At 56.5% G+C, this 12,127-nt stretch carries 11 protein-coding genes and 2 pseudogenes; 9 read left to right on the plus strand and 4 right to left on the minus strand.

Features of this window, described 5'->3' with window-relative positions; all coding sequences use genetic code 11:
* From AC1DPR_RS30905 to AC1DPR_RS30915, 3 genes and pseudogenes are all read left to right on the plus strand, one after another.
* Positions 1–149: pseudogene (locus AC1DPR_RS30905) on the plus strand (IS110 family transposase); the annotation flags it as partial.
* 197 nt (positions 150–346) lie between these two features.
* Positions 347–844 carry a DUF995 domain-containing protein gene (locus tag AC1DPR_RS30910; protein WP_477817900.1) on the plus strand — a complete coding sequence of 166 codons (498 nt, stop codon included), beginning with the start codon at positions 347–349 and terminating at the stop codon, positions 842–844.
* Positions 845–941: 97 nt separating this feature from the next.
* The gene (locus AC1DPR_RS30915; RefSeq protein WP_477817909.1) at positions 942–1,286 is read left to right on the plus strand and encodes a hypothetical protein; all 345 of its coding nucleotides are present in this window, start codon (positions 942–944) and stop codon (positions 1,284–1,286) included.
* A gap of 113 nt (positions 1,287–1,399) precedes the next feature.
* Here AC1DPR_RS30915 and AC1DPR_RS30920 read toward each other — a convergent pair whose 3' ends face one another.
* The 3 genes and pseudogenes from AC1DPR_RS30920 to AC1DPR_RS30930 all read right to left on the minus strand — a co-directional run bounded on the left by AC1DPR_RS30920 (position 1,400) and on the right by AC1DPR_RS30930 (position 4,616).
* On the minus strand, positions 1,400–2,149 hold the full coding sequence (locus tag AC1DPR_RS30920; RefSeq protein WP_477817901.1) for a helix-turn-helix transcriptional regulator: 750 nt from the start codon (positions 2,147–2,149) through the stop codon (positions 1,400–1,402).
* An 800-nt stretch (positions 2,150–2,949) separates the two neighbouring features.
* A pseudogene (locus tag AC1DPR_RS30925) lies at positions 2,950–3,255 on the minus strand (transposase); the annotation flags it as partial.
* A 950-nt stretch (positions 3,256–4,205) separates the two neighbouring features.
* Entirely contained in the window at positions 4,206–4,616 is a 411-nt protein-coding gene (locus AC1DPR_RS30930) for a GFA family protein (RefSeq protein WP_477817902.1), read from the minus strand.
* Between the two features lie 824 nt (positions 4,617–5,440).
* Here AC1DPR_RS30930 and AC1DPR_RS30935 point away from each other — a divergent pair.
* From AC1DPR_RS30935 to AC1DPR_RS30960, 6 genes are all read left to right on the plus strand, one after another.
* Positions 5,441–6,076, plus strand: coding sequence for a thermonuclease family protein (locus AC1DPR_RS30935; RefSeq protein WP_477817903.1), 636 nt, complete (start codon positions 5,441–5,443; stop codon positions 6,074–6,076).
* 36 nt (positions 6,077–6,112) lie between these two features.
* The gene (locus tag AC1DPR_RS30940) at positions 6,113–7,564 is read left to right on the plus strand and encodes a hypothetical protein (RefSeq protein ID WP_477817904.1); all 1,452 of its coding nucleotides are present in this window, start codon (positions 6,113–6,115) and stop codon (positions 7,562–7,564) included.
* Positions 7,548–8,363, plus strand: coding sequence for a hypothetical protein (locus AC1DPR_RS30945; protein ID WP_477817905.1), 816 nt, complete (start codon positions 7,548–7,550; stop codon positions 8,361–8,363). Before AC1DPR_RS30940 ends, AC1DPR_RS30945 begins: the two co-directional genes overlap by 17 nt.
* Positions 8,364–9,794 carry a methyl-accepting chemotaxis protein gene (locus AC1DPR_RS30950; protein ID WP_477817906.1) on the plus strand — a complete coding sequence of 477 codons (1,431 nt, stop codon included), beginning with the start codon at positions 8,364–8,366 and terminating at the stop codon, positions 9,792–9,794. It begins immediately after the preceding gene.
* Positions 9,791–10,807, plus strand: coding sequence for an OmpA family protein (locus AC1DPR_RS30955; protein ID WP_477817907.1), 1,017 nt, complete (start codon positions 9,791–9,793; stop codon positions 10,805–10,807). The genes AC1DPR_RS30950 and AC1DPR_RS30955 overlap by 4 nt, the downstream gene beginning before the upstream one ends.
* Before the next feature lie 842 nt (positions 10,808–11,649).
* Positions 11,650–11,952, plus strand: a complete 303-nt coding sequence (locus tag AC1DPR_RS30960) for a phage integrase N-terminal SAM-like domain-containing protein (RefSeq protein WP_477817910.1) — start codon at positions 11,650–11,652, stop codon at positions 11,950–11,952.
* Here AC1DPR_RS30960 and AC1DPR_RS30965 read toward each other — a convergent pair.
* On the minus strand, positions 11,837–12,127 hold a 291-nt coding region (locus tag AC1DPR_RS30965; RefSeq protein WP_477817908.1), incomplete at its 5' end, for a LysR substrate-binding domain-containing protein. The genes AC1DPR_RS30960 and AC1DPR_RS30965 overlap by 116 nt on opposite strands.

Genomic DNA, 12,127 nt, shown 5'->3' on the forward strand with positions numbered 1-12,127 from the left:
GCTTCGATCCAGCCATGAAGGCCGTCTTCGAACGACTGAAAGCGAAAGGAAAGCCCGGAAAGGTCGCTCTCGTCGCGGTCATGCGAAGGATGATCATAATCCTCAATGCCAAAATGAGAGACTATCGAGCAACGGTGATTGACGCCTAAAACCGTTGCTTTTGTTTTGCCATAGTGAGGGACAAGCGCCAAAGCGATCCGCGCATCGCCCCCACTACATAGCTCCGCCTACCCGCGTTTCAAAGATTTCCAGAGGCAATTTCATTTCGCGAACGTCACCCATATGGGCGATGTCCAACAACTTCATCCCGCGTATCATCATCGTTTGAAACATTCCGGAGGGAGCGATGAAGTACAAACTCACAGTATTGATCTCAACCACAATCGCCTTGAGTGTATTCCCAGCAATGGCCAAGAACGACGGCAAACTTCCCAAGAATGCTAAGCCGCTGACAGCGGAGGAGACCACCAAGGTCTACGTCGGAAACACTGTGAAATATAACGTCGGCTTCGGGACGGTTTATTACACTTGGCTACCCGATGGAAAACTGTTTGGCGTCCTCGACAAGAAGAACGGAGGGCATGGCTGGGCTGACGGTACATGGACCGTCAAAAACAATCTATTTTGCTTCAAGGCGGACTGGAAAAATGCGGCGGGGGAAACCGCTGAAACATACGCACCCTGCAAGGAGTGGTTTCGCGCTGGGAAGCAACTCTGGACGAAGAACGTCTCCGGCGACGACGACAAATATCTCGGCGACATCTACAGCGACGAAGTCAAGAAAATGTCGAAGGGAGATAAAGTTTCAGGTCGCATTGATACTGTGAAAGCTTCGATGAAGTAGCCGTCTCCGGCGGCCGAAAACAGGGCCTCATGACAAGCAACTTTGCAACGAATGGGAGGACCACGTGAAAACGCTCGCAACACTATCAATCGCTCTAATGGTGGCCGCCGGACCGGCGCTCGCCGCAACGGCTATGACGGGGAAGGAATTAAAAGCCCTTTTCGCCAATGGTAAGGAACTGACGCTTGGTGGCCCGAAAGAGGGCTACAATGGCCACCTTTCCGTGATGAAGGACGGGACGGCAGACGGCTCGATCAAGCTGGACAGCGGGGACGTAATCCTGGTCCAAGGTGTGTGGCACATCAATGGCAACAAGTTCTGCCGCACGTGGAAGGCTGGCCGCGATGCTGGCAAGGAGGTCTGCGAGACATGGGACAAGACCGGACCGACCTCGGTCCATGTGAAGAGCGGCAAACGCGATCTCGGCAATAACTCCTGGTAACGAGGGCCGGTGGCCGCGTCGGAGCAAAGAGGGAAGGGCTTTGATGTGGCCACCACGGCGGCCAATAGGCACAGAATTGCAGGGAAGACGGTCGCCTCTTTGCTAAGCGGTCGTTATCGCGGCCTGCCGGGGAGCAGTCGCGAGGCCAAAACGATAAATTCTGTCTGCTTATGCGTTTGGGACTTGGCCAGAATTTGCTTCACATGTGTTCTGGCTGTCTCAAGCGTTATCCTGGCTTCTTCGGCTACAGTCGGAATGTCCTTTCCCGCCACCAACATTGACGCTACCCGCGCCTCGGCCGCCGTGAGCCCAAAGAGTAAAGCCAACCGCTTCTCGGGCATTCTCGGACGTTCCTCCATATCAAAGACGAGGAGGATCGCACTCGTAGCGGCGAAAGCATCGGAAATCATTCCGATCGTCGGCAAGGCTTCGACAAGCAGAGGGCGGCGCTCCTTCCTGGGAATAAGGACTGATAGGCCGCTTTCCACTGCTGAAGACAGTTCCCGTGAAACCGCCTTGTGAACTAGGGCGCCAAGCTCGCGATTGCCTTCGACGTCTTCAGCAAGCAGGTGGCGTGCAACGATTGTTAGTCCCTGCCCTAGCAAATCTTCCGCCCTTCGGCTGTGCCGAAGAACGCATCCGTCCGCCCCCAATAAAAACCCGGCCGTGCCACTGACGTTGAAAGCCTGCAGGGCGGCCCCACCCTCCCTTATGGCCAGCGTCTCGGAAAACAAAATCATTCTCCTAAAATGATGGTTGAGAGCCGAAAGAAGGGGAACGTCGCCTCTTTGGAAATGCCCCTGGCTGCGGTCCCTGAGCATCGTCACGGCCCAGAGTTGGCGGTTGGCCTTCAGGCCGGTCATTGCAAAGCCTGGATATCCAAATCGAAGATAGAGGTCGTTGTAGTGGGAAAGGTTCTTGCGCTCGTCATCGGAGGCCAAATCGTGTTCGAGAACTATCGATTGGCCGCTATCAAGCAGTCTTGAACCACGTTCCGCGCGATAGTGGTTCAGGTACCATTGGTTGGCGATGTATTCCTCAAGGAGCCCTTGATATTCGCGTGAGGCAGGCAGCAGGTCAAAACGTCGACCGGGGTTCCGGGGATCGTGACCACTGGGGTCCGGATTTCGGGCATAAAACATCAAACAGGACGCGCCAATAGACGTCGCGAGACTTTGGAGGGAGTCGGGCCACAGATCGGGGGATACGATTGCCTGATAGCAAGCGTCGAGAGCGGCATCCGTTTTTGCGCCTAAGGTCATCAATTCCCACCATCGATGACACGTATAAATTTAGCCTTATACAATATTCTACCCAATGACCAATTCATCCAATGTGAGATGGTCCATGATTTATCGTCGTTTGGACTATTTTTCTGCGACCGCATCCAGCGCTTCTTTGAACGCCCCGCACGCCCTGCTACGATCTGCCTCCTCGGTGCCAGCCTCTATCCCGAACTCGGTCACAGGCAGCGATGACGAAACGAGCAGATCCGTAGCGTCATCGGCAAACGACAATCTGGCTCATCTCGCGACGATAGGTGGCCGCAAGCTTGTTGACCATTCGCAAAGTGCCGGTGCCGATGCGTTAGCCGCAATCGATCAAGCAAGAGCGGCGCACCAACAAAAAGGTTCCTAAGCGGTCGATCGTGAAGAACTCGCTTTCAGGCAGGTTGTTGCGGCATCGGTCGGCTCTGGAACGTGAGGAGGAGTGCGGCGAATAGACACAAAAGTTGCCTGAACCATCGCAGCAGGAGGGAGAAGTTGTATCCGGCGGCGGCCAGAACGGCATTGACGGCATCCCCCCGTTCGCCAGCGAGATAATTTCGGTCCATTCTGTGTTCGCTCTTGAGGTGTCCAATGACGGGTCCGACCGCCGATCGTCGTCGCATCTGGCGCTTGATGGCGGGTGTGAGACGGCGCTTCTGGCCACTGGTGAAGACCCTCAGCTTGTGACTTTCGGGAGCATGCTAAGCGGGAGCCAAGTAATCACCGTACAAGAGAGAGTTCTAGTTCTAATGTACCGCAAGATAAAGCTGGTTTCGCTTCGCGACCGCTCGCTTTTCGTCCTCATTTTCAACTTCTGCCTGCAACGTCAATCCTATCGACCGAAGTTGAGAAGCGGGCAACCAAACGCCCAGTCGCCGCGCCGTATTTTAGTTTCGACAGCATATGCCGTCTTTCCATCTGACAAGATGATGAATCGATACAGGAGGCTTTCGTGGATGTAACGACGCACGAATGCGTCCATGCTGTGTTGACCTGAAGAGATGTTGGCGATGTCATCCTGAGACAAGGCCGGAAGGACAAGCCGATCGGCCACGTAAACGCAAAACTGGTCACCGCTCCGGCGCCCGCTGGCATGACTTCTTAGACGGGTATGAATACCATGAGGCGTGTTCCGGGGGCTCGTCTCCGCAGTTATTCCTCGCCCCGACATACCCACGTAGATGAAACGACCGTCTTTATGCCAGATCGTGTAAACGCCCGCACCAAACGTCGGCACGGCCGCGTTAGGCCAATCGGAGAATGAATGCAGTGTGCCGCTGGATAGATCGTGCAAGATTTGGAATGTCAGGGTCATTGCGACTAAATATAGGAACTGAAAAATGCGCTCGCGTGGCAGAGTTCTGCTTCGTCATCGAAGTTTGAACCGCTGGCAGACTGCGATGTCAACATCAGCATCAGCTTTCGTCGTGAATGCAGCCGTTGAACAAGTCTTTCTCTCGGATCGCGGCATGGTTGGCCCTGAAGCGAGGTCGATGCATGGAGGATAGATTTTCGACATGCTCTACCTACGTCAGTCGTAGCGTGTCCGTGGGTCCCATCGGCAGCCGTAGGTTTTTATGAGCCAGGAAGAAACGCCAGAAGATAGTTAATGACGAACATACATTCTTCGCTGTCCATGTGGGCCCCGCCTTCAGCCCTCGCGGACTGGAAGACCTTCGAAGTGCTCTACCGTGCTGTCAAGTCGCACCCAGGGATGTTTCGATTGCTCGAAGACTGACATGGAGGGCGGCAAATAGGCCGGGTCGGCAAATGAACCGACCGCCACACCGATCCAGACCGATGCGGCTTCGACCTTCCAATAGACGGTCGAGCCGCAAGTCGGGCAAAAATGCATGTGAACCTTGCGACCGCTGTCGGCGGTGCGAACATACTCCGTCGACGTTCCTGTTATATCGACACAATCAATCGCGTAGAACGAGTTGGCGCTGAACGGTGCGCCCGTTCTCCGTTGGCATGCAACACAGTGACAGAGCGCCGTCAAGCGCGGCCGTCCATTAGTGGACAGTCTGAGCGCGCCACAGGCGCATTGGGCGTTGGCCATGGAAAATCCTCCACATACGCGGCGAGATCAAGTTAAATTGTGGGGGCTGAAGTGCAGGCATGAACCGCAATACTTGCGCAGGCGATACGAGGGGTCGGAGACCATATTCAATGTCAGCCGTCACGAACAGTAGAAGTATACCATGGATATGCCAAAGTCGAGGTAGTGACAGCTTCGGCCCGAAACGCGCCGCTGTTCTTGCGCTTCTAGCGAACGTCACTCGATTGTGGTGAGCACCCCTCCTAGCAAATTCTTATCGCAACCACCGATGACGAGGACCCGATCCATCCATTGCTCCTTGATTGCAGCCCCGATGCAGTCTGCGACGCCCTTTTTTCACCCGCCGGCCGAGGACCTCCCGGGGGAGCCGGAGGACGGTGACCGACGCTCGGCCTCGTCACGCCAGCCACTGACCGAAAAGGGGCGTCTTTGTATTTCGCGATGATGCCTTCAAGGCCATGCTCGCAGGCCGCTTCGAAGATATCGCGGCCGTCGCAAGGACTTGGCAGCTCAACGCAAATTATTGTCTATGTAGGACAAGCCCAACTACTCCCGACGCAATACAACCGCGACAGCAAACAGATGCCAATCAGCATCGCCGAGGCGTGCGGTTGGTTGCATTCTCAGCCCTGAACGAGTCGCCCGGGCAGCAGTCCGAAGAATAACGCTATCGTTCGAAGACGATTCCCCAGTTGGAACGCGTCCTGATTTAACCATTTCTGTGATTTTAATTAACCACAGATTGAAATCTCGGCAGAGCTTGCAGTACTTTCCGCAGAAAAGGGTCGAGGGTTCCAAAAATTCGCAAGTATCTGCTTTCCGCGTTGTTTGTCGCCATCGCGACCGCGGCCGATGCCGGCACAGCTGTAAGGGTTGTCGACGGCGACACCATTGATGTCAACCACGTACGTTACAGACTACATGGCATCGACTCGCCGGAAATTGGTCAGTCCTGCAGGTCGTCCGAAGGCGGCGAATGGCCCTGTGGTCAGGTGGCTCTCCATAAGATGGAGGAGCTGGTTCTTGGAAAGAACGTAACCTGCCAGGCGAAAGGAAACGACCAATACGGCCGCGTGATTGCAATCTGCAGTGCGGACGGAGTGGTGCTGAACGAGGCAATGATTGCCTCTGGCAACGCCTGGGCGTTCCGCAAGTATTCGGAAGACTACGTTGGTCTCGAAGACTTGGCGCACGAGAAGAAGCTCGGCATTTGGCAGGCTCCAACCGAAACAGCTTGGCTCTACCGCACCCACAAGTGGGATAGTGCCACTGCCGCCGCGCCGCAGACCAATTGCCCGATCAAGGGCAACATCAATCGCAAGCACGAGAAGATCTATCACGCGCCCTGGTCGAAGGATTACGCGAAGACGAAGATCGACATCGATAAGGGCGAGCGTTGGTTCTGCACCGAAGCCGAAGCCGTCGCCGCCGGATGGCGTCCGCCGGCGTTTGGCCGCTGAGAGTGCAACAAGCAGTCACCTCCGTAGGGAATGCCGATGGCGAAACGATTTGAATCACTGAACAAGCTCTTCGAAAGCGTTAAGGAGTCTAGTCACGACTTCCGTATCACGACGGCTCCATTCAAGGAGTTCGACACCGAGAAGCTAGAACGAACACTCGAACTCGAGAAGAAAGGCCAAGAGAACGGCAGCGCCAATCTTCCCGCCGCGTCGTCGCAGGAACCCGATGAAGTCGAACGGTCGATAATCGAACTTATCGAAAGCGAGCGCGATCAGTCCTTCCAGGTGCTCGAAGGCCGGCTTGAGGACTATGCCACTCGCATCCGGAATTTCGACTTCGACGGCCACTTCGGTCAGGTCCGGTTGGTAAATAACTCGAGTATCGAGAACTTTCGCGCCCAAGTTGCCACGGGAGCAGACGAACTCCACAGCCGCCGAAAGCTTCTTCGCGAGGCCGACGTCGAGCTGGTAGACTTCCGAGAGAAGAACGGTCTTGAAAAGCGCGTCGCCAGAATGAAGACGCCCGGCTTCACCGTCCTGAAATGGATGGTCATCGTCGTACTGCTCTTCCTCGAGACTGCTATGAACGGCGTGTTCCTTGCAGAAGGCAGCGATCAGGGCCTCATCGGCGGCTACACTTTCGCTTTCGCATTCGCGTTCGCCAATGTCGCCCTCACCGTCATCAATGGTCTCTACGGAATACCGCGGATCGTCCACCGATCAGTGGTGCAGAAGATGATCGGTTTCATCTGCTTTGTGTTCTGGATAGTGGCGGCATGCGGCATTAACTTCGTGCTCGCCCATTATCGCGAAGCCTCGCAGCTCGCGGTCGACAACCTCGGCACCGTCGTCATGGACCGGATCAGAACCGCGCCACTCGACTTCAAGGACATCAATTCCTGGATATTGTTCGTCAGCGGTTTGATCTTTTCGCTGATCGCGCTGGTAGATACGCTGCTAATGAACGATCCGTACCCGAAGTATACGGAGACCTATAAGCTCTACCTCGACAGGCAACATGAATACATCGACCACAAGAGCGACCTAATCGAGGATCTCAAAGCAACACGGGACGAACATAATACGACCGTTGAGGAAGTCATCCGTGCGCTTTCCATCCGAAGGAAGGACAGCGCCGCCGCCATCGACGCCCGCTCGCGCATGATCAAGCTTTTTAATGAGCACCAGGCCCACCTCGAGACCGCCGCCCGGAAGCTCCTCGGCACGTATCGAGACGCGAATCGGAAGACGCGTATGGAGACGGAACCACTGCGTTTTTCAACCAAGTTCAAACTTGGGCGGATCAAGGCGGACGTCGACAGGACCTCGGACTGGAGCGACAAGGAGCTCGCCGAACGCATCAAAGCTGCGCAGGAAGAACTCGTGCAGCAAATGGGCCGCATCAGCAAAGAGTTCGACGAGGCCGTAACTGCCTACCACCAGCTGGACAAACTATTCCCGGAGACGATCAATGGCGCGGCGGCGTAAGCGTAACAGGAACGCATCATCCCCCTGGACCTGGGTTGCGATCGTCTTCCTCGGCGGTGTCATTCTCGCGGCTCTCGGTTTCTTTGGCTACGTGAAATTGCAGGCGAGCCAAGCTGTCGCTCTCGGAGAAGACGCGTGCCCGGTCGATGGCGCGACGTCAATGACGGCCGTCCTTCTGGACATCACCGATCCGATAGCTCCGATCACGCGCGTCGATCTGCAGAACCAGTTCAAGCAGGTCGTGAAGGACGTCGACAAAGGCGGCCTCATAGAAGTCTACTTGCTGACAGGATCCGAAGGCGAACTGAAGCGTACCTTCCACGGTTGCAATCCCGGCGATGGTGAAGGTGCAAACCCATGGACTTCCAATCCGAAGAAGATCCAGAAGCGTTGGGATGAGGCCTTCAACAAGCCCCTCAAGGAGATCGAGGATCAGATGGGAACGAGCTACAAATCCGAACGCTCGCCTGTTATGGCCGGTGTTCAGAAAATTATCATCGAGAGCTTCTCCCAGCCGGAATTAGAGGGCCGCCACAAAACTCTCTACGTCGCTTCCGACATGATGGAGCACACCGACTCTTTCTCGATGTACAAATCGGGAGCGAAATACGCCGCGTTTGAAAAGAGTCCCGCGCGCGATCGCTTCAGGGTGCCGCTTGACGGGGTTGACGTGAAATTCATCGCGTTCCAGCGGGAAAAATCCATCAGCATCGATGACCTCTCCCAATTCTGGGCCGCATGGGTGCTTGCAAACCGCGGCAATTTTGTCGGGTTTCAACGTCTCACGGGGGTCATGTAAATGTCGCCATTCAGACACCACGTCAGAGAGTGGGGCCCGACCTGGCTCTATGGCATATCGATCATCGTCGGTGCGACCACGATCTGGTTCGGCAAGCTTTATGACGCGAACATCCTTGTCGTGACGGCAGTGCCCGTGGGGCTAATGCTCCTTTACGCTTCCCTGAATACGCTTCTGCCCGGCCTGCGGGTCCGCAACGAACAGACGGGCGACAACCTTTACTACATGGGTTTCGTCTTTACGTTGGCGAGCCTCGGAATATCGCTTTGGAAGTTCACGGGCGAGGCATCGATCGAGGACATTGTCCGCAACTTTGGTATCGCCATCGTTTCGACGATCGCGGGCATTCTGTTGCGTATTCTGTTCAACCAGATGCGCCGCGATCCGGCCGACATCGAACGCGCCGTCCGCACTGAACTGGCCGAACTCACCCGAAAGGTGCGAACCGAACTCGACAGCTCGGCGCTGGAGTTTTCGAGCTATCGCCGTACCAGCAACCAGATGCTGTCGGAAGGCTTCGAGGAAATCGCCCGGCAGGCCGAGAAGAACGGCGAGGCGGTACGGGCCGCGCTGGAGGCCATGTCCGTGAACGCGACCGAGATGCTGCAGGAAACCGCCATGCGCCTTGTCGCGTCTCTGGAGCAGACCAACCGCCAGATCGCGGAGATATCGGAAAGGAATGCGGCCACGTCTGTGAAGCTGTCCGAACGGTTGGAAGGGGTGGTCGACAAGCTAACCGAGAAAGCGGAAGGTCTCGGTGCGGCGTTGGACACTGTGGCGGAAAAGTACGCGACCGCGAGGTCTCCAGAGGAGGTTCTTCGTATTGATGTCACTCCGGCCGTCGAAGCCCTTCGTTCCGTCGTCGACAACAACGTCAGGGCGATCAGCGACAATGCGGCCAGCGCGCGCGATGCCACCAAGAAGGTTCTCTCGGCAATAACGCCGTTCAAGCAGACCGCGACCAATCTCAATCAGCTTACCGGAAAGCTCGATCAGGCCAATGAGGCGAATGACAGATCGGCGGAAGCCCTAGCGGATGTTCTCGCCAAGATTGTCGATGTCGTGAAGGCTACAAGCGACGCGACGCAGGTCCAGACAAAGGCGACGGAGCAGATCGGAACGCTCATCCAGACCTTCTCCGCTGCAGGCAATACCGCAAGCAAGCTAATGGAAGAGCAGAACCGGGCGCATTCCGAACATATTGAGCGGGTTCTCGCCACCATCGCGATAAGCAATGGTGACCGCACGGCCATCATTCTTGAGCCGAACGGCCAGGGCCAGACCTCGCCCAACGGGATAAAGCATCATGAGCCGGCCGAGCCCACGGGTGCGGCGGCTGCATCTCCGGGGCAGGCCAACGACGTGGTGGAGGACGCGGAACCTGACGAAGTCAACGATGAACGTTCGCGCTGGAGCATATTCCAACGATGACCGACAATGCCCTCAGATCGGAGACCAAGGGCTATAACCGCGGCCTCATTCTCGGCTTCACGATGGCCGAGTCCCTCTTGCTTGTGGTCTTCTGCCTGCTGCTCGTAGCAGGAGCGATCATAGCCAAAGAGCGAAAGCACACATTGGATGCCCAGAAGAAGGCAGCCGAACTCGAAAAAACCGTCGACAAAGACAAAGACACGATTGACGGTTTGAACACGAAACTTGTCGCGCTGATGGCACGGCAGCCGGAAACGGCCAGCGCAGAAACGCAGAAGGAATGGCGTGAGCTTGTTCTTGCAAGAAACGTAGTCGATAAGCTGACGAAGGCGTTGGCGGAGCAAGATCCTGAAAAGATCCCAGACGCGATCCAGAAGATGCTCGACAAAGAGGTCGAGCTTGCGAACAAGCTGAAGGATAAGGAAGAACGCGAAAAGGAGCTTGCAGCGGCCAAACAAGAGATCGCTCACCTTGAGCAGAAGCAGAAGGACGACAAGGCGATGGTGGCCGCTGCTCAGGAGAGGTCCAAGCCGCACGACTGGCCGCCGATCATCAGCCTCAACGAAGCGGCGGGATACTATTTCAAGTCCGGCAGCGCGGAGCTTCGACCCGACTTCGTCGACAAGTTGAATGGCGAACTCTCTGAGGAAATCTCGGTAAACCTTCAGACCTACGGTGCCGATATCGTTGAGGTGATCGGACACACGGACGAGCAGAAGGTTTCCCGACCTACGTCCAATATGGACAAGACGTTGATCGACGTCGTGACAACGAGGAAGGGCGTAGGTTCGCTGGAGCCGGCAGACAATGCTGGCCTCGGCCTGGCCCGTGCGGTCTCGGTGGCGAATGTCCTTCGTGCCAACCAGGCGCTATCAGGGATTACCGTCCTGCCGCTTTCCGCCGCGCAGCTCATCATGCCGGGCGACACGCTTACGGTCGGCCAGGACGGCGACGTCGAGAATCGTCGCCGAATCGAGATCCGGATACGGCGCAGGGAGATGCCTCTAGAGTAAAAGCGGCCTTTTTGGGAGAATTACGGAGTCGAACCAGCAAGCTATGGCCACACAATCGATGGCAGTACTGGCAGGACCATTTTGACACGATCGGAAGCCCAGCTGCACGGGCATATAAGCTTTTGCACAAACTCGATCTTGGTCCGAACCTCTCGGAAGAAGGCTCGCAGCCCCACCTGATTTTCTATGAGGGTGCCTTTACGAGTGACAGCAGCCGTTGGGTTACTGCGGGCAACCAGCTTGCCCCGTCCCTTCTTCAGGCTCGTTGCATAGACTTGAACCTCCCCAATCGCAATAACGACGGGGATAGCCAACTGGTGCGCACCACGGGTTCGCTATCCTGCGCAACCTGTTCGATCGTGGGCGAGACTGCCCCTACTCCCATAAGGGTCCGATTCATCGCTGATAAGGCAACGGGGCGCGCCTGACGCCTTAACAATTGAGGTTTCTCAAATGGCTGAACTGCCAAAATGCTACCAGACCCGACGCCCGGGATTGGCGAGCTTCTGACATTGTGCCACTGCAGATTTGTGCCGAGAGTGGGTCGCCCAAGGCGAGCCACCTGTTCATGGCCCAGTGGTTGCACTCCGAAAATAGGATTTCATCAGGCAAGCAGCCGCCATCCATATGCCCGCTTCGGGGCCGAAGAACGAACCCGCTGCGCGGGAGGGCGTCTGCGGTTGAGGTAGAGGGCACAGGCTGGAGGTTGCGCCTGGATTGAACGTCGTCCGGCAAGGGCAGAGCATGACGAGCTTCTTCAAAATGGAGCCTGACCATGCAGCACCCCCCATCTCGACACGCCAGTCAGCCCGCTACGCCAGCGGTTGATCGACGACATGAACATGCGGCGTTTCTCACGCGAAACGCAGCGCAACTATCTCCGCGACATCGGACGCCTGGCGACCTTTCTCGGGCGGTCACCAGCCACGGCGACCGCCGACGACCTGCGCCGGTTCCAGATCCAGCAGCAGGAGGATGGCATTCCCGTTCCGACGATGAACAGCATCGTATCAGCGCTACGCCTCTTATTCACCCAGACCCTCGGCCGCCCGGAGCCCTTGCCAGCGATCGTGCAATGTCGACAATATCGTCGCGGCCAGCGGTTGGGTCTTCTCTGTTCCAGGCAATGCCAAGCCCGATCCTAAAGTCGATCCCGCTTACCTTCTTCAGCTCAAAGCCGCGATTGGGAAGATCAAGCGTCCATTCCGGGGCAAAGCCGATGCCAAGCCCGGCAGAGACCAGCGACACCAGCGCATAGGTGTCATCGCAGCTGAAGGCAATGTTGGCGGTGAGGTCGTATTCGGCGAACTTCTCATTGAA

The sequence above is a fragment of the Rhizobium sp. 01T417 genome (assembly GCF_056398905.1).

Excerpts from the sequence above, each read along its gene's own strand:
- AC1DPR_RS30910 (WP_477817900.1), top strand. The coding sequence starts at position 347 with ATGAAGTACAAACTCACAGTATTGATCTCAACCACAATCGCCTTGAGT.
- AC1DPR_RS30915 (WP_477817909.1), top strand. The coding sequence starts at position 942 with ATGGTGGCCGCCGGACCGGCGCTCGCCGCAACGGCTATGACGGGGAAG.
- AC1DPR_RS30920 (WP_477817901.1), bottom strand. The coding sequence starts at position 2,149 with ATGACCGGCCTGAAGGCCAACCGCCAACTCTGGGCCGTGACGATGCTC.
- AC1DPR_RS30930 (WP_477817902.1), bottom strand. The coding sequence starts at position 4,616 with ATGGCCAACGCCCAATGCGCCTGTGGCGCGCTCAGACTGTCCACTAAT.
- AC1DPR_RS30940 (WP_477817904.1), top strand. The coding sequence starts at position 6,113 with ATGGCGAAACGATTTGAATCACTGAACAAGCTCTTCGAAAGCGTTAAG.
- AC1DPR_RS30945 (WP_477817905.1), top strand. The coding sequence starts at position 7,548 with ATGGCGCGGCGGCGTAAGCGTAACAGGAACGCATCATCCCCCTGGACC.
- AC1DPR_RS30950 (WP_477817906.1), top strand. The coding sequence starts at position 8,364 with ATGTCGCCATTCAGACACCACGTCAGAGAGTGGGGCCCGACCTGGCTC.
- AC1DPR_RS30955 (WP_477817907.1), top strand. The coding sequence starts at position 9,791 with ATGACCGACAATGCCCTCAGATCGGAGACCAAGGGCTATAACCGCGGC.
- AC1DPR_RS30960 (WP_477817910.1), top strand. The coding sequence starts at position 11,650 with ATGCGGCGTTTCTCACGCGAAACGCAGCGCAACTATCTCCGCGACATC.